Source organism: Kaistella sp. PBT33-4 (assembly GCF_029194425.1).
GTDB lineage: Bacteria > Bacteroidota > Bacteroidia > Flavobacteriales > Weeksellaceae > Marnyiella.
Map to the genome: position 1 here is coordinate 347,208 of NZ_JARFYL010000002.1, position 17,681 is coordinate 364,888.

Below are 17,681 nucleotides of genomic sequence, written 5' to 3' on the forward strand. Positions count from 1 at the left end.
TGGCTGTGTATGGCTCCGTTCTGTGGTTCACAATCTAACAAAAAATCCGTCCCAGCCAGGAACGGATTATACAGCATAATAACCTAAGGTATTATTTGTTCATATTTCTGATGTACTTCTCTATTGCCATGGTCATAGAAGGAGTTTCCTTCGTAGGAGCCATCACATTGACCATCAGTCCGGTTTCTTCAGCGGCACTTTGTGTGGTTGGGCCGAAAACAGCGATCTTGGTTTCGCCCTGTTTGAAATCTTTAAAGTTCTGATGAAGCGACTTTATACCCTGAGGACTGAAGAATACCAGCATATCGTAGTCCTGTATGGAGATATCTGTAAGGTCGGAACAAACCGTTCTGTACATGATGGCACGGGTCCAGTCTACGTTTGCTTTGTCCAGGATTACAGGTATATCCGGACTTAAGACATCCGAAGATGGCAGCAGGTATTTCTCTGAAGGGAACTTTTTGAACAGAGGTGCCAGGTCGGCGAATGTTTTTTCGCCAAAACTGATCTTTCTTTTTCTGTAAACAATATGTTTCTGAAGATAATTCGCAATAGCTTCACTCTGGCAGATGTAACGCATAGAATCCGGTACGCTGAAGCGCATCTCTTCAGCAAGACGGAAATAGTGGTCAATAGCGTTTTTGCTCGTAAAGATAATTCCCGTAAACTGAGCAAGGTCAATCTTCTGTGTTCTGAGTTCCTTGTTGTCCAGACCTTCCACATGAATGAACGGACGGAAATCTATTTTGATTTTTTCCTTCTTCGCCATTTCCAGATAAGGTGAAGATTCACTTGGTGGCGGCTGAGAAACAAGAATAGATTTGATCTTCATATTAATTTGTGTTTAAAAAAATAATAATTTCCAAAGCGCCAAAACAGGTATAAATTGGAGCGTGCAAATATACAAAAATTTATAATACCACTCACTGGGCAAAATGTGATTTTTGTGGAAGATGTAATACACCGTTTTGAATATGAAAACAAAACCGAAAAACGAAATGTAATATATTAGTGCTTCGCTTTTATCAATAGGAAAATAATAATGGCTGATACACAATCCCATAAGCACCAGCGAAAGCACAAAGTAAAACCTTGTAGCAGTGAAACAGAAAGCGTTCCAGCGTCGTGAGAAGCCTACACTCTGGTAAAACAGATAGCTCAGCAGCGCTTTTATAAGGTAAAACAGAATCAGGGCAAGGAATGTAAAGCCAAATTTATTAAACTGTACGCCTAAGAATCCGGGCAGTGAAAGGAATCTGGGCACGGTGGGCACATATTGTGAGATCAGTGCGGCGGCGCTCAGGCAAAGTACCAGAGATACAATGGCCCAGGTAACGATAACATTACTGGCATCAGCGAAATCCTGCATCAGGAACCGCTTAAGATTTATGCCCCTGTGCAGTGATGACAGCATGAATACGTAAAGAAAGCATGATGCCAGCAGCAGAGCAATTACCCAGTCATGGTTTTCGGTGAGGCGAAGTTGGTTGGTAAACCCGGTTACTGCAGTTAATTGGAACATTTATGCAAAAATAGGATTATTTTAAAAACATAATGCAGTCTTGATTTTACACTATCTTTGCACCCGGAAATGAAGAAACTCGTTATTATACCTACCTACAATGAACAGGAAAATATCGAAGCCATAATTGCTGCGGTGTTTGCTCTTGATCAGGATTTCCATGTCCTGGTGGTAGACGATTCCTCACCCGACGGAACCGCCGGTTTGGTGAAAAAGCTGCAGGAAAAGTATCCTCATCACCTGCATCTAAGCATCAGGAAAGTAAAGGATGGATTGGGCAAGGCCTACATTCATGGATTCAGGTGGGCTCTGCAGAACGGGTATGACTATATATTTGAAATGGATGCGGATTTTTCGCATAATCCTGCGGACCTGCCGCGAATGTTTGAAGCCTGTCTTCAGGCTGATATGAGCGTGGGTTCGCGCTACTCCAACGGGGTTAATGTGGTAAACTGGCCTATGGGGCGAGTTCTGCTTTCCTATTGTGCCTCCAAATATGTCCGGTTTATCCTGGGTATTCCCGTTCATGACACCACGGCCGGCTTTGCCTGTTTTTCCCGAAAAGTGCTGGAGGAAATAGGTCTGGATAATGTCAATCTCAAAGGCTATGGCTTTCAGGTAGAAATGAAATTCAGGGCCTATAAAAAAGGGTTTAGGATCGTTGAGGTTCCCATCATTTTTATGAACCGTGTAAAGGGAGAGAGTAAGATGAATGGCGGAATCATAGGTGAAGCCGTATTCGGGGTGCTGCATCTGAAGTGGCAGTCATTAATCGGTAAATTGTAATGCTGATGAAACGGTTGGTCCTTTTTTGCCTGTTTGGTTTTTTCCTTTCCTGCTCAGATTATGTGGAAAGGCCGGCAAATCTGCTTTCTGAAGATGAGATTGCTGAAATTGTTGCAGAAATTACCATACAGGAAGAACTGTTGAGGGTTACACAGAACAGTAATATGGAGAATGCCACGCGTCTTGTACTGCAAAAGTATAAGGTAAGTGCAGCAGATTTTACTGCCAGCTATAAATATTATGGCAGCAGCCGTAAACTGGAGTCGGTTTTAGAGGAATCGCAGGAGATTATTAAAAAACGTCATCCGAAGGCGGAAGCCTTTATTGAAAAAGAACTTAAGAAAAATAAAGTGGAAGAAATTCCTCGTAACTGATATGCAGCCATTTTTTCAAATAGATAAAAAGTCAGAAGGAAAAGCACGCGCGGGCTTACTTAGCACGGATCACGGGCAGATACAGACTCCCATCTTTATGCCGGTAGGAACTGTTGCCTCAGTGAAGACAGTTCATCAGCGCGAATTAAAGGACGATATCAAGGCCCAGATTATCTTAGGAAATACCTACCACCTGTTATTGAGACCCGGTATGGACATTATGACAAAGGCGGGTGGTCTTCATAAATTCATGAACTGGGAACTGCCAATACTTACCGATTCAGGAGGTTATCAGGTGTTTTCGCTCGCTGCCTCACGGAAGATGACTGAAGAAGGAGTGAAATTTAAATCTCACATAGACGGCAGCGTGCAGTTTATTTCTCCGGAAAAGTCAATGGAGATCCAAAGACAGATTGGTGCCGACATTTTCATGGCTTTTGATGAATGTACACCTTATCCCTGCGGTTACAGCCAGGCAAAAACATCTATGGAACTCACCCACCGCTGGTTAAAAAGATGCATAGACTGGTGTGCAGATAATCCCGAAATGTATGGGCACCGTCAACATCTTTTTCCCATTGTACAGGGTTCTACCTATGCCGATTTACGTAAAATTTCTGCTGAGGTCATTTCCGAAAGCAATGCTGTGGGAAATGCCATTGGAGGACTATCCGTTGGTGAACCCGAGGACGAGATGTACCGCATCACTGATATCGTTACAGATGTGTTGCCCAAAGATAAGCCGAGGTATCTTATGGGAGTGGGCACACCCTGGAATATTCTGGAATCAATTGGTCTCGGTATAGATATGATGGATTGTGTAATGCCCACCCGAAACGCACGAAACGCAATGCTTTTCACCTGGAATGGTGTTATGAACATGAAAAACCAGAAATGGAAAGATGATTTTTCGCCGCTGGATGAGTTTGGAACCAGTTATGTGGACCGGGAATACAGCAAAGCTTATGTGAGACATCTGTTCGTTTCCAAAGAATATCTGGCGAAGCAAATTGCCTCTATCCATAATCTCGCGTTCTATCTGGATCTGGTAAAAGTAGCCCGTGAGCATATTATTGCGGGTGATTTCTACCAGTGGAAGGATTCCGTAATGCCGGCACTCCGCCAGCGCCTGTAAATATTGAGCAACTTCATGGGGATTGTAGACCGTTATATCATCAAAAAATATCTTGGAACCTTCGGTTTCATTTTGCTGCTGCTCTCCACCGTCGTTTTGGTAATAGACGTGCAGGCTAAGAAACCGCGTATTGAAGAGAACGGTTTTCAGCTTTCTGAATTCCTAACCCAGTATTATCCATTCTGGATCATTTACCTTATAATGACCTTCATGTCTATTCTGGTATTTATTGCTGTGATTTTCTTTACGTCCAGAATGGCCAATAACACTGAGATTGTTGCAATTATAAGCAGTGGCGCCAGCTTTCACCGGTTTGCCAGACCCTATTTTATAACCTCGCTTTTTATAGGTCTTTTTTCACTTGTCATAAACCACTATGTTCTGCCCTGGGCCAATATCCAGAAAAACGAGTTGGAAGCCTACACAATGAACGCACGAAAAAGGGAGCAGATTATTGGCAGCGCACCGGTTTCCGCACAGATTAATGTCAATGAGTACATATTCATTCACAGTTATAACAAGAAGGAAAAACGCGGGTCAGGTTTTGCTTACCGGAAGTACGATAAAGACAAGAGGCTTGTCTATCAGCTGCTGGCTTCGGAAATGTACTGGGACGAGGCCAAAAAGCATTTTGTGCTGAACAGTTTTCATGAAAAAACAGTCCAAAAAGACGATTCTGAGAAATTAAACAACGGTCCCGAGATTTACCGAAAGTTTGGCTTTCCGCCTGAAGAACTCTTTCCGGACCAGCTTTTAGGACAAACCAAGACCACTCCGGAACTCATCCGCTTTATAGACCGGGAACGCGAGAAGGGTAACAGCAACCTGAATACCTACCTGAACGAACTGTACCAGCGTACTGCCATGCCGGTTTCGGTAATTGTGCTCACCTTTCTGGCACTCTCACTGGCTTCGGAAAAGAAGCGGGGTGGTTTGGGTGTTAACCTGGCTATCGGGATTGCGTTGGCCTTCATATTTGTATTCTCGTTCGAAGCGCTTAAGGTAGTTTCAGAAAACAAGACACTTCCGCCGGCCGTAGCCATGTGGCTGCCCAATATGGTATTTGCGCCCCTGGCTGCCGTACTTTATTTCCGGAGAGCGAATCAGTAAAGCATCTCTATTTCCTTATGGTAAAACTTCTGCAGACCCCCATGTTCAAGTTCAATCCATAAGTTACCGTCTTCATCAGCCTTTGAAATCATGCCATTCTGGCTAATGTTGTCATTTCGGAAAACCGCAACCTCATTTCTTTTGTACAGACATGAATTATAGTCCTGCAGAATGCCTTCGGGACCCGCAGTCTCACTGAAATTACCCAAAAGGAAGGTGTACATGCTTTCAGCCACATCAGTTAGGTTAAAGTGGGTGCCCGTCTGCGTTAGAAGGGACCCGGCCTTGGGAAGGTCGCCAAAATCTTCCTGCAGAACATTCAGTCCGATACCCACAATGTAGTACATACGGTTATTTACTTTTTTTTTCTCAATGAGAATTCCACAAACCTTTTTATGGTTGATTATTAAATCATTGGGCCACTTTATTTTCACTTCATTTCGGGTCAGATTGGCGGTAAACCGGCGTATATTAAGTGCGGTATAATAGTTGAATAGTGAATCGGACAGTTTAACGGAGCTAGCGGGGACAGCCAGTGAAAGGGCAATATTTTTGCCCGCGGCACCTTCCCATCTGTTTCCATACTGACCGCGGCCGTTGTTCTGGAAAAAGGTACAGAGGCCTGCAATTTCAGCGGATCCGGATCGGAGGAAGTTCACGACTTCGTCATTTGTAGAGCCGCACTGTGGCAGGTAATTCAGTATGGTCATTTAAGAAAGTTTTAAGACTGTTGAGACTGTTAAAGTAAAGAAAAAAGAATAAATTTGCAGATTATACCAATTTTTAATGAATAACAACACAAATAAGCAAGCACTAATAGATAAAATCGTTGATGCGGTACAGGATACCAAAGGAGAGGACATCATGATTTTCGACCTTTCAAAGATAGAAAATTCCGTAGCGGAAACTTTCATCATCTGCAGCGCAAACTCCAATACACAGGTTTCGGCAATCGCCGGGAATATCGAGAAAAAAGTTCGTAATGATCTTCAGGAACGTCCATGGCATGTGGAGGGTTCCGAAAATGCCATGTGGGTACTGGTAGATTACGTATCAGTAGTCGTTCATATATTCCAGAAACACATCCGCGAGTATTACGAGATAGAAGAGTTATGGGGCGACGCCAAGATCACCCGCATTGAAGCTTAATATTTTTAAAAAAATTTGAATGAATAATAAAGGATTTAACTGGTTTTTTCCCATCGCTATCATGGCGTTCCTACTGTTCTTCGGGCGCGGGCTGTTCATGCCGTCCACCAGTTCCGAGATTACGGAGGAGCAGTTTTTTGATATGATGAAGGAAGGCAAAGTCCAGAACATCAAAGCATACAGGGATAACTTCACCGCCGATGTATTCCTGACACCGGAAGCACGTACCGCTTTGGCAAAGAATGCCGGGGACAGCAAAAGCCCTTTTGCGGCACTTGAAACTACTCCGGGACCGGATTACAACCTTAAATTCGGCGAACTCAGGCTTCTCATGGAGAAGTTTGACAAGGTGAAAGCCGAGAATCCTCAGCTTAAAACCACAATCAATGTGGATACTGCGGGGAGTTTAATGGAAAGTTTCCTGATCCAGATTGCTGTCGGGCTTATTATACTGTCTATCATTTACTTCATATTCTTCCGGAAAATGGCAGGTGGCGGCGGTCCGGGCGGACAGATTTTCTCCATCGGTAAATCCCGTGCAAAACTATTTGACGAAAAGGATAAGGTGCAGACTACATTTAAGGATGTAGCTGGACTTGAAGGCGCAAAGGAAGAAGTGCAGGAAGTAGTGGATTTCCTTAAAAATTCTGATAAATACACGAAGTTGGGTGGTAAGATACCGAAAGGCGTGCTGCTGGTTGGCCCTCCGGGCACTGGTAAGACCCTTTTGGCAAAAGCAGTGGCAGGTGAAGCTAAGGTTCCCTTCTTCTCTCTGTCCGGTTCCGATTTTGTTGAAATGTTCGTTGGGGTGGGAGCTTCCCGGGTAAGGGATCTCTTTGCGCAGGCAAAAGCTAAATCACCGGCAATTATTTTTATTGACGAAATTGATGCCATTGGCCGTGCCAGAGGCAAAGGTAACTTTACCGGTGGAAATGACGAGCGCGAAAATACGCTGAACCAACTGCTTACAGAGATGGACGGTTTTGGTACAGATACCAACGTAATTGTGATGGCCGCAACGAACAGGGCTGATATCCTGGATAAAGCACTTATGAGAGCCGGACGTTTCGACCGCTCTATCTATGTAGATTTGCCTGAACTGCATGAACGCCGCTCTATTTTTGATGTTCATCTTTCTAAGATTAAACTGGACGAAGGTATAGACCGGGAATTCCTGGCCAAACAGACACCTGGATTCAGCGGTGCTGATATAGCCAATGTCTGTAATGAAGCAGCTCTGATCGCGGCACGTAATAACCACGAATCTGTGACCAAGCAGGACTTCCTGGATGCGGTAGACCGTATTATTGGTGGTCTGGAAAAGAAGAATAAGGCTATTAAACCATCTGAAAAGCGCCGTGTTGCCTATCATGAAGCCGGTCATGCCGCCATTTCCTGGCTGGTGGAACATGCCGCACCCTTACTTAAGGTGACTATTGTGCCGCGTGGGCGTTCCCTGGGAGCTGCCTGGTATCTGCCGGAAGAAAGATCGCTTACGACTACAGAACAAATGTACGACGAGATTTGTGCTACATTAGGCGGACGCGCTGCCGAACAGACTGTATTTGGTAATATTTCTACAGGTGCACTGTCCGATTTGGAGCGTGTTACCAAACAGGCTCAGGCCATGGTAACCATCTACGGTCTTAATGAAAAAGTAGGAAACAGGTCCTATTACGACAGTAGCGGGCAGAGTGAATACAGCTTTGGCAAACCTTATTCGGAAGAGACGGCAAAGGTAATTGATGAGGAAATTTCCACGATTATTGAGAACCAGTACTCCCGAGCACTGAATATTTTGGCAGAAAACCGAGACAAACTGGACAGCCTTGCCCGGAAACTGTTGGAAAAAGAGGTTATCTTCCGCGAAGATCTGGAAGAGATCTTCGGCAAAAGAGCCTGGGATCCAGAACTGACTGAACACCCTGTAAGTACGGTAGCAGGCTCAGTTTCTGAGGATAATCAGGCGTCAGTTCCTGACGAAAATACCGCTGCGCCAGAAAGTCCTTCGCAACTTTAATGTATAAATAATCCCGGTATTCTTTTCTTAATGAACGGATACCGGGAATTTTTTGCTATTTAGTCAGTGTTTCCGGTGATTTGCTGAAATATTTTATATTTTTGTATTGATATCTAATTGAAGAAAGTTGAGTTTATTTAAAAGAATTGTCGGTAAGATAATGAACCAGCCTGAGGATAATGAAAATCAGAGCCTGGAAAAACTTGGGGATTCGCTTAAGAATGCGGATCTCGATTACAAGTTTGCGCAGCTATTTACCCATTCCGGCGGATTTTTTAATTATTGTGCAGATGAAGCTGAGGCTTTACAAATTCTGAATCAGATCATTAAGTTAGAACAGGTGAAATCCGTGTTCTGCTGCGACCGGGATCTTAAGAACTTTCTGGATGTCGTAAAGGTTCCGTACACGGACAATTTGGAACAGTCCAATGATACAGCCTTTATAACCTGTGAATACCTGATCGCCTATGATGGCAGGATTATGCTTTCGCATAATAATATCAAGCATTTTCACTCCTCCCGTTTACCGGAAAAGATCATTGTAATGGCGAATGTTTCCCAAATTGTTTCTAACCTTAATGATGCCATGAGCAAGATCAAGCGAAACGGCAATGTTAAAAACCTGACCTCCATCAGCGGGAACCAGAATAAATTGGATGCGCCTACGCGTAACAGCACTAAGCTATTCCTTCTTCTTATTGAAGATTAGTAACAAACAGAACTATTTTGGATAAAAATTTAATTCAGCGTACCATTTCCGGGTTGGTATATATTCTGATAATTATGGCCTGTATACATCCGGCAGGTGCAGAATCAATTAATAAGGTCTTTCCTGATACTGTGAAACAGCATTACCTGTATTACGGGCTAATCAGTTTACTTTTCCTGGCCTCTGTGTGGGAATGTATGAAAATCATGAAATTCGGCACGGGGTACGAACGCTGGATTGTTCTGCCACTGGCATTTTTTGTTTTTTACCTTTTCAGCAAACGCTACTTTAATTTTGGATTTTATTACAATTTCAGACTGTCCGAAATCCTGGCGCTGTCCCTGATCCTCATTGCCGTAGTTACCCTGTTTAAATTCAGTACGGAGCTGTACTATGACAGTGGTAAGCTGATCTTTACGGTAATCTATACCGCACTTCCTTTCGGCTTCGCACTTGGTTTGCCTAAGTATTCCGCTTTTCAGGATACTTTCAGTCTGGAGGTATTCTTCCTCTTTATCCTGATTTGGAGCAGTGATACATTTGCCTATCTTACAGGTAAGTTTTTCGGCAAACATAAGATGGCACCAAAGGTTTCACCTAAGAAAACCTGGGAAGGCTTTGCAGGTGGTGTGATTCTGACAATTATTCTTGCATTCTTTGTTGATGAATATTTTCCCGAACTTCGCGGGAACTGGATGGTCGTGGGTGCATTGATTGCCGTATTTGCGCCATTGGGAGACCTGGTGGAAAGCCAGCTTAAACGCAGTTTTGCGGTAAAGGATTCCGGAAATCTGATTCCGGGCCACGGCGGTGTACTGGACCGGTTGGATAGTTTCATTATCTGCGCGCCTGTAGTATATTTGTACTTTATTTTAGATAAACTTATTTAATACCATGAAACTTCACCGGGAATCCAAAGGGACCATTATAGTTGCCACCCTTATTTTTGCAGTTTTAAGCTTTTTAGCGGTTACTTTTCTGGAACTGTGGGCACTTGTTGTTATTGTCCCTCTTCTCGTTATTTACGGTCTTATATTTTGGTTTTTCCGTGTTCCAAATCGCGACATCGAAGACCATAAGGAAAATGTAATCGCACCTGTAGACGGCAAGGTGGTTATGATAAAGGAGGTGAATGAAGATGAATTCATTAAAGGGAAAGCTATTCAGGTTTCCATTTTTATGTCACCGCTTAACGTTCATATTTGCCGCTATCCGGTTTCCGGCAAGGTGGTCTATAAGAAATACCACCCAGGAAAATATCTTGTTGCCTGGCATGAGAAGTCATCTACCGAGAATGAAAGGACTACCGTAGCGGTTGAGAGTCTGACGCATCATCAGGTCGTGTTCAGGCAGATTGCCGGCTATGTAGCCAGGCGGATTGTTTTTAACTGTACTGAAGGGGACACCGCAAAGGCCGGGCATGAATTCGGCTTCATAAAATTTGGTTCAAGGATGGACGTTTTCCTGCCCCTGGATACCGAAATTATCTGTAAGATTGGAGATAAAACCAAGGGTGGATTAGATGTGATAGCCAGAATGAAGGCTTAGTCCCACTATATTTTAAAGCACAACAGTCCGGCATTGCCGGATTTTTTTGTATATTTTGGCAAACATTTTATTATGCGCCTAAAAATTTTTCCCATAATCTTTACCTTTTTTCTTCTCACCGCATTTATCCGCTGCCAGGAGAAAACGGATCCCAGGCAGGCCGAACTTCAGAAACGCGATTCAATCCTGACAGTGAAGGAGAAGGAATTTGCTTTAAAAGCGGCAGATTATCAGGCGCTGCTCAAACTGCGGGACAGTCTGAACACCCCGATGGATACCATAGCTGTGAATCCGCTGCCGGCAGACATCAACGGAACCTGGTCAGGAAAGATCGTTTGTACCCATTCCAACTGCACCGATTATGTGGTGGGTGATGTACGTACAGACGAGTGGCAACTGTCCGCAGATGGCGGTAAAATTGTGGCAAAAAATGTGAACAAGACGGGTGTGGTCCGGATGTACACCGGTGAATATAGCGGAGGTAAAATTGTGCTGGCTTCCGAAACTTCTGCAGACGCCGCTTCACAGAGAACTTTCAGAATTGAGTTCGGTACAGTTTCTGCGGAACGTCTCGCCGGAACCCGGGAAATACAGGTAGACCAATCCTGTACCTCGCAATTTTCAATTGAACTTGTAAGAAAATAATTATGAACGGTATGCTAAGTATCGCGGGCCATTTTGTGTTGCCCTTAGAGGACCCTATTCTTAAGTTCCTGGTCATTCTCATCATCATACTTTCAGCCCCCTTACTTCTTAACAAGATTAAGGTACCGCACCTTATCGGACTCATCATTGCAGGAGCGGTAATAGGTCCGCACGGATTCAATGTTCTGCCCAGGGATGCAAGTGTAGTCGTCATAGGCACCACAGGTCTGCTATTCATCATGTTTATGGCGGGACTGGAGATTGATCTTACTGAGTTCCGGAAAAACAAATGGAAAAGCCTCACATTCGGTATGTATACCTTCGCTATACCTCTTGCGCTGGGCATCGTGGCCGGATATTATATTCTGGGTTATGCAATACTGGTAGCCGTGCTATTTGCCAGTATCTTCTCTTCACATACTTTGATTTCCTATCCGCTTATAAGTAAGCTGGGAGTGGCTAAGAACCGTGCAGTTAATGTAACAGTTGGCGGGACAATGATCACCGATGTTCTGGCACTCCTGGTCCTTGCGGTTTGTGTAGGTATGGCGCAGGGTACAGTTACATCAGCGTTTTGGATCCGGTTAACACTTTCGGTAATTGTATTTGCCGCTGTAGTGCTATTTGGGTTTCCCATAGTGGCGCGCTGGTTTTTTAAGAAAGTTCATGATAAGGTCTCACATTTCATCTTTGTCATGGTAATGATTTACCTGGCTTCCCTGTTTGCTGAATTGGCTGGTGTAGAGGCTATCATCGGTGCTTTTTTGGCGGGGCTCGCACTCAACCGGCTTATCCCTCATACCTCAGCACTGATGAACCGTATCGACTTTGTAGGAAACGCCATATTTATTCCCTTCTTTCTGATAAGTGTTGGTATGCTCATCGATTTCAAGGCATTTTTTAAAGATTTTGAAACCATCAAGGTGGCATTACTAATGACCGGGATCTCTTTGGGTGGAAAATATGTAGCTTCACTGGCCACACAAAAGACATTCAGGTTTACTGATGACGAAGGCAGGCTTATTTTCGGTCTGTCTTCAGCCTCCGCAGCGGCCACGCTCGCAACGGTAATGGTGGGGTACAATATTATTATCGGCGAGACAGAAAGTGGCGAGCCCATAAGACTTTTGAACGAAAGCGTCCTCAATGGCAGTATCCTCCTGATCCTTGTCTCCTGTACCGTTTCTTCCTTCGTCTCGCAAAAAAGCGGTAAAAATATCGCCGACGCAGAAAATGAAAACAGTATGAATGATGATACGGCTGATGAGGAAAGGATCCTGCTTGCACTGAATTATCAGGCCACTGCCGCACCGGTGACCAATCTGGCACTGCTGCTGAAATCCAAAAAGAATACAGAAGATGTCTTTGCCCTCAACATTATTAATGAAAAGGAAAATGAATCCTCTGAGAAAAACGCTGAGAAAATCCTTGGAACTGCTGCCGAAACTGCCGCAGCCGCAGACCTTAAGCTCAACATGCTGAAGAGACATGATTCGGATGTAGTAAACGGCATCAACAATGAGATCCGTGAACACAGGATTACTGACCTCATTATAGCGGTGGACAGTGAAAGGGGATTCACGTCCTCCTTCGTCTATAACCTTTACAATGGTTACCTAACTAACGAGACCACCAATCTGCTGGTGTATCATTCCGTACAGCCTGTGGCTACCATACAGGCCTATCATGTCCTGATTCCGCAGAATGCGCACAGGGAATCCGGATTCTTTAAATGTTTGCAGAAGGTGTGGAACATTTCAAGACATTCCGCCACTAAGATAATTTTCTATGCCGACGAAAACACAATCCGCATGCTGGAAACGATTCAGAAAAAAGCGACGATAGATGCCGAATTCATTATCTTCAACAACTGGAAAGACCTTCCCCGGATTGCGGAAAAAATGAAAAATGATGAAGCACTTATCCTAATGATGGCCAAACGGGGGATGAAATCTTTCCATCCGGCAATGCAGTCGGTAAGCTATCATCTTAATGATCACTTCAGCGGAAAGAATTATCTGCTGATGTATCCCTATGCCAATGGCAGCAGTACAGAAAGTACATTATATTCCAGAAGTGTTAACAATCCTGATGATTTTGCTGAAATAGGGAATTTGCTGGGTAACCTGTTTAAATAGTCTTATACTTTTATTCGAAGTTCTGCAAATCCACAAGTTTGCGGTATACGCCGTCCTTTTCGTAAAGGTCGTTATGGTTGCCCTGTTCCACGATTTTTCCGCGTTCCATCACTACGATGGTATCTGCCTTCTGGATGGTTGAAAGCCTGTGCGCAATAACCAGCGAGGTGCGGTTCTGCATCATCCTTTCCAGGGCATCCTGAACAAATCTTTCGGATTCCGTATCCAGGGCTGATGTGGCTTCGTCCAGGATCATAACCGGTGGATTCTTCAGTACCGCACGTGCAATGGAAAGACGCTGTTTCTGACCGCCGGAAAGCTTCCCGCCGGCCTCGCCGATTCCTGTCTCGTAGCCCATTGGCAGTTCAGCAATGAAATCGTGGGCATTGGCAATCCTGGCGGCACTTTCCACACGGTCTTTGCCTGCGGAGAGGTTGCCCAGCGCGATATTGTTGGAAATGCTGTCGTTAAAGAGAATATTGTCCTGAGTAACCAACCCGAAGAGTTGGCGGTAGCTGGACAGTTTCAGGTTTTTAATGTTGATGCCGTCTATGAGTATTTCACCGGACTGAACATCATAGAACCGCGTAATAAGGTTGGCAATGGTACTTTTCCCACTCCCGCTCTGACCTACCAGGGCGACACTTTGTCCTTTGGGGATTACGAGTGAGAAGTTCTCCAGGACTTTTCGGTCTTCGTAAGCAAAGCTGATATTTCTGAATTCAATCTTGTCCTTAAACTCATTGATTTCCACTGCGTTTGAAATTTCCTTAAGCTGGTAGTCTGCATCCAGGATTTCAAAAACCCGCTTTGCCGAAACTTCGCCCTTCTGGAAGTTGGAAATGGAATTGGAAAGTCTTTTCAGTGGGTCCAGAATGGTATAGAATAGGGAAATATACACTATAAACTCAGCGCCCGAAAGGCCGTTGCCCTGAAGGGCCAGTTTTCCGCCAAAATAAACGATCATACCGATGGTAGTTGCGCCCAACAGTTCACTTACAGGCGAGGCCAGCGCTTTCTTTTTAAACAACCTGAGGGACAGATGACGGATGGTATTCAGCGTATTGTCGAAACGGGTACGGATCTGGTCGGACGCGTTGAATATTTTAATCACTTTAAGGCCTACCAGGGTTTCATCTACGTATGAGTAAAGTTTACCCAGCTCATTTTGGGCTTCGCCGGTATCCTTCTTCAGACTTTTCCCTATAATTGAAATCAAGGTGCCCATTACAGGGAATACTATGAGGGTAAATACCGTCAGTTCGAAATTGGAGTAGAGCAAATATCCCATGGTAAGGATAATGACGATGGGAGAGCGGATGATATCAATTAAACTGTTCAGGATATTGCCCTCAATCTCACCTACATCCGAGGTGATCCTGGCAAACACATCGCCCTTTCTGGTATCGGAGAAAAAAGCTACAGGCAGTTCCAGGATCTTGCTGTGCAGCTGGCTTCTGAAGTCGCGCGACACGCCGGTGCGTGAGTAGGTAAGGTAAAATTCAGAAAAATAGCTGAAAACATTACGAAGCAGGAACATACTGATAAACATGATGCATGTTACGAGAAGTACATACTCCGGCCCGCGGTCCGCTTCCATCTGCTGTATAAAGTAGTTGAAGCTGTCTTTACCATAGGTAGCAAGGGTGGTTACATCACCATTATACTGTGGCTCTGTAAGGAGAACCTCATTTCTTTTATCGAAAAGGATGTTTAGAACGGGTATGAAACCCAGCATGGCAAAGATGTTGAAAACCGCATACAGGATATTGAAGAAGATACCCAGTGCAATGCTGCTTTTATAAGGTAAGATGTACTCTATTGCCCTTTTATAGTAATTCATTAAAGCTGTTTGAAGCGCAAAATTACATAAATCCCGTCAATAAGCCCATTGTTGCCGGCGGCAGCCTGGCACAAAGAAAAACAGCTCCCAAAACGGAAGCTGTTCTTACACTCAAAAAAATCGCTGTAAGGTTACCGGATACGGTCTGCAGATTTTACGAGCAATGTATCCTTACGTATATTGCTGTTTGCCAACAAAAGACAGAACAGCGCCACCAAAGGGAAAACGAGCTCAATACCTTTCTCAGGAAATGACATTCCTCCAGATAAGATTAGCACCCAATATAACAGTAAACCCGTCAACAAAACGTTTATCAGCATGCTGATGTTATTCAGCAGGATTTGTCGGGATCTGTTTTTATAACTGAAAATGGAGATCATTCCCAGCAACACGCAAAGCACGGCCAGGGAAGGAATGATATACGTACTGCCAAAAATTTCTACATCCATTGCGGTGAAAGGCAGGACCAGGGCCGCCAGCACGGCCAGAAACATAAAGACGGTTTGTATTCTCTGCAGCATTTTCAGATCGTAAGGGCCAAAAATAGTACAAATTTTGCATATTTCAAAAATAAGTGTAGATTTGCATTACGAATTCTAAAGAATAGCCGCCCGGCTGAACTTTTACAAACTCTACTTACATCATTTTTTTACGTAACACACCCTATATATGTTTAACTTAGAAATACTAAGGTCTAAATCCATTGCGGAACTGACCAAAATTGCTAAGGATTTGGAGGTGAAGCTGCCCAGAAACAGCGATGAAAATACCATTATTTTCGCCATACTGGACTTTCAGGCTTCCAACTCCAAAACTGCAAAGGAGTATTATAAAAGCACAGAGAAGTCTGCTGCATCAGCAGAACCCGAAAGTGCACCGGTACAGAAAGCCGCGCCTAAAACGCCCAAAAAACCGGCGGCAAAAAAGAAAACTGCCGCTGCCAAAACTGAAGCCGATCCCATGCCTGCCATGATTGAAATCACTGAAACTCCAGTGGAAGAACCTGACTCAGAGCAGAAATCGGCTACAGAAGAAGCTCTCAAAGAAAAGCCGGCAAGGCAGCCCAGAAAGAAAAAAGAACCTGTGACTCAGGAACCGGCCGCCGCAGCGGAAGAAGAAGCAACTCCTGAAACTGAGCAACCTAAAGAAGAGGTGTCAAAACCTAAACCTCAGAAGCAGGAACAGAGCAGACCTCAAAAGCAGCAACCACAGCAAAACAGACCTGTTCAACAGCAGCAACACCAGAATCCGGCTCAGAACCCGGCTCAGCAATCCCAGAATCAGGGACAGCAGCAGCCCCAGACACAACAACAGCAACAACAACCTCAGCAGCAAGGTCAGGGTCAGAATCCACAACAAAACCGCAACCAGTCTCAGAACAGCGGAAACCAGAATGAGAGCCGTCCGCAGAACGGAAATCAGCATAAAAATCAAAAACATCAGCGCAACCAGGATAACCAGGAAGAAACTGAACCTAAGAAGGAATACAGTTTTGACGGTATGGTAACCATAGAAGGAGTGCTGGAAATCCTGCCGGATAATTACGGATTCCTCCGTTCACCGGATTTCTCCTATATCTCATCTCCCGACGACGTTTATGTATCTACCGCTCAGATCCGCAATTACGGACTGAAGACCGGCGACGCTGTAAAAGGGATTGTAAGGCTGCCAAAGGAAGGAGAGAAATACTTCTCCCTGATGAGGCCGGTAGAAGTAAACGGCCGCGACCTGGCGTTTATAAAAGACCGCGTTTCGTTTGAATACCTTACACCACTTTTCCCTGAAGAGAAGTTCAATCTTGCAGGCAAAGGTTCTACCCATTCCACACGTATCGTCGATTTATTTTCGCCGATCGGTAAAGGTCAGCGTGCCATGATTGTGGCGCAGCCTAAGACAGGTAAGACCATGTTGCTTAAAGATATCGCGAATGCGATCTCAGCCAATCATCCGGAAGCGTATATGATGGTCCTTCTTATTGACGAAAGACCGGAAGAAGTTACCGATATGGAAAGAAGCGTAAATGCGGAGGTTATTGCCTCTACATTCGACGAAGCTGCGGAAAAACATGTAAAAGTAGCCAACCTTGTACTTGCAAAGGCACAGCGCATGGTAGAGTGCGGTCATGATGTGGTGATCCTGCTGGATTCCATTACCCGTCTGGCCAGAGCCTATAATACGGTAACACCTGCTTCAGGTAAGATCCTTTCCGGTGGGGTAGATGCCAATGCCCTGCACAAGCCGAAACGTTTCTTCGGAGCAGCACGTAATATTGAAGGCGGCGGATCACTGACCATCATTGCCACAGCACTTATTGATACAGGCTCCAAAATGGATGAGGTAATCTTTGAAGAATTTAAAGGTACCGGAAATATGGAACTTCAGCTTGACAGAAAGATTGCCAATAAGAGAATCTATCCTGCCATTGACCTGGTTGCATCCAGCACGCGTAAGGACGACCTGCTTTTGGATGAAACCACCACACAGCGTATGTGGATCCTGAGGAAATATTTATCAGATATGAATCCGATGGAGGCTATGGAATTTGTAAACCGCAGCATTAAAGGAACCCAAAGCAATGAAGAGTTCCTGATGAGCATGAACAAATAGTATTTATCACCATAAAAATTAAACTGCCCTGAAGATATTCGGGGCAGTTTTTTGTTGACGTGAGGCTCTTGCTCTCTTAGTATGCAAAAGTATAG

The 17,681-nt window shown here is 44.5% G+C and carries 17 protein-coding genes; 12 read left to right on the forward strand and 5 right to left on the reverse strand.

Annotation, left to right across the window (positions count from 1 at the left end; translation table 11 throughout):
- Window positions 1-91: 91 nt before the first annotated feature.
- On the reverse strand, window positions 92-832 hold the full coding sequence (locus tag P0M11_RS04595) for a uroporphyrinogen-III synthase (protein WP_158063075.1): 741 nt from the start codon (window positions 830-832) through the stop codon (window positions 92-94).
- A gap of 12 nt (window positions 833-844) precedes the next feature.
- A complete protein-coding gene (locus P0M11_RS04600; protein ID WP_275624647.1) occupies window positions 845-1,522 on the reverse strand; it encodes a DUF4271 domain-containing protein in 678 nt (225 codons plus the stop codon).
- 69 nt (window positions 1,523-1,591) lie between these two features.
- Here P0M11_RS04600 and P0M11_RS04605 point away from each other — a divergent pair, with 69 nt between their 5' ends.
- Genes P0M11_RS04605 through P0M11_RS04620 form a run of 4 tightly spaced genes read left to right on the forward strand, consistent with a single transcriptional unit; the run spans window position 1,592 to window position 4,927 of the window.
- Window positions 1,592-2,308, forward strand: coding sequence for a polyprenol monophosphomannose synthase (locus tag P0M11_RS04605; protein WP_158063077.1), 717 nt, complete (start codon window positions 1,592-1,594; stop codon window positions 2,306-2,308).
- Between the two features lie 5 nt (window positions 2,309-2,313).
- Window positions 2,314-2,682: a DUF4296 domain-containing protein gene (locus P0M11_RS04610; protein ID WP_275624648.1), complete on the forward strand. Its 369-nt coding sequence runs from the start codon at window positions 2,314-2,316 to the stop codon at window positions 2,680-2,682.
- Between the two features lies 1 nt (window position 2,683).
- Window positions 2,684-3,817 carry a tRNA guanosine(34) transglycosylase Tgt gene (gene tgt / locus P0M11_RS04615; RefSeq protein ID WP_275624649.1) on the forward strand — a complete coding sequence of 378 codons (1,134 nt, stop codon included), beginning with the start codon at window positions 2,684-2,686 and terminating at the stop codon, window positions 3,815-3,817.
- A 15-nt stretch (window positions 3,818-3,832) separates the two neighbouring features.
- A complete protein-coding gene (locus P0M11_RS04620; RefSeq protein ID WP_158065321.1) occupies window positions 3,833-4,927 on the forward strand; it encodes an LptF/LptG family permease in 1,095 nt (364 codons plus the stop codon).
- Here the strand turns inward: P0M11_RS04620 and P0M11_RS04625 are convergent.
- Window positions 4,921-5,637 carry a biotin--[acetyl-CoA-carboxylase] ligase gene (locus tag P0M11_RS04625; RefSeq protein WP_275624650.1) on the reverse strand — a complete coding sequence of 239 codons (717 nt, stop codon included), beginning with the start codon at window positions 5,635-5,637 and terminating at the stop codon, window positions 4,921-4,923. The genes P0M11_RS04620 and P0M11_RS04625 overlap by 7 nt on opposite strands.
- Window positions 5,638-5,713: 76 nt before the next feature.
- Here P0M11_RS04625 and rsfS point away from each other — a divergent pair, with 76 nt between their 5' ends.
- The 7 genes from rsfS (at window position 5,714) to P0M11_RS04660 (ending at window position 13,136) form a co-directional block, all read left to right on the forward strand.
- Window positions 5,714-6,076, forward strand: coding sequence for a ribosome silencing factor (rsfS, locus tag P0M11_RS04630; protein WP_158063081.1), 363 nt, complete (start codon window positions 5,714-5,716; stop codon window positions 6,074-6,076).
- Between the two features lie 19 nt (window positions 6,077-6,095).
- Window positions 6,096-8,096, forward strand: a complete 2,001-nt coding sequence (gene ftsH, locus P0M11_RS04635) for an ATP-dependent zinc metalloprotease FtsH (RefSeq protein ID WP_275624651.1) — start codon at window positions 6,096-6,098, stop codon at window positions 8,094-8,096.
- Between the two features lie 127 nt (window positions 8,097-8,223).
- Window positions 8,224-8,805 (forward strand): LUD domain-containing protein, encoded by a 582-nt coding sequence (locus P0M11_RS04640; protein ID WP_275624652.1) that lies wholly within the window; start codon window positions 8,224-8,226, stop codon window positions 8,803-8,805.
- 17 nt (window positions 8,806-8,822) lie between these two features.
- Window positions 8,823-9,695, forward strand: coding sequence for a phosphatidate cytidylyltransferase (locus P0M11_RS04645; protein ID WP_275624653.1), 873 nt, complete (start codon window positions 8,823-8,825; stop codon window positions 9,693-9,695).
- Window positions 9,696-9,699: 4 nt separating this feature from the next.
- A complete protein-coding gene (locus P0M11_RS04650) occupies window positions 9,700-10,353 on the forward strand; it encodes a phosphatidylserine decarboxylase family protein (protein ID WP_158063085.1) in 654 nt (217 codons plus the stop codon).
- 72 nt (window positions 10,354-10,425) lie between these two features.
- Window positions 10,426-10,998, forward strand: coding sequence for a hypothetical protein (locus P0M11_RS04655; protein ID WP_275624654.1), 573 nt, complete (start codon window positions 10,426-10,428; stop codon window positions 10,996-10,998).
- Window positions 10,999-11,000: 2 nt separating this feature from the next.
- Complete coding sequence (locus P0M11_RS04660; RefSeq protein WP_275624655.1) at window positions 11,001-13,136, forward strand: cation:proton antiporter; 2,136 nt, start codon at window positions 11,001-11,003, stop codon at window positions 13,134-13,136.
- 10 nt (window positions 13,137-13,146) lie between these two features.
- Here P0M11_RS04660 and P0M11_RS04665 read toward each other — a convergent pair whose 3' ends face one another.
- Together P0M11_RS04665 and P0M11_RS04670 are read right to left on the reverse strand one after the other, a co-directional pair.
- Window positions 13,147-14,979 carry an ABC transporter transmembrane domain-containing protein gene (locus tag P0M11_RS04665; RefSeq protein ID WP_275624656.1) on the reverse strand — a complete coding sequence of 611 codons (1,833 nt, stop codon included), beginning with the start codon at window positions 14,977-14,979 and terminating at the stop codon, window positions 13,147-13,149.
- A 131-nt stretch (window positions 14,980-15,110) separates the two neighbouring features.
- Window positions 15,111-15,500, reverse strand: coding sequence for a DUF4293 domain-containing protein (locus P0M11_RS04670; RefSeq protein WP_275624657.1), 390 nt, complete (start codon window positions 15,498-15,500; stop codon window positions 15,111-15,113).
- A gap of 148 nt (window positions 15,501-15,648) precedes the next feature.
- On the opposite strand from P0M11_RS04670, the gene rho reads away from it, so the two are divergent.
- Window positions 15,649-17,586 (forward strand): transcription termination factor Rho, encoded by a 1,938-nt coding sequence (gene rho / locus P0M11_RS04675; protein ID WP_275624658.1) that lies wholly within the window; start codon window positions 15,649-15,651, stop codon window positions 17,584-17,586.
- The last annotated feature ends 95 nt before the right edge of the window (window positions 17,587-17,681 follow it).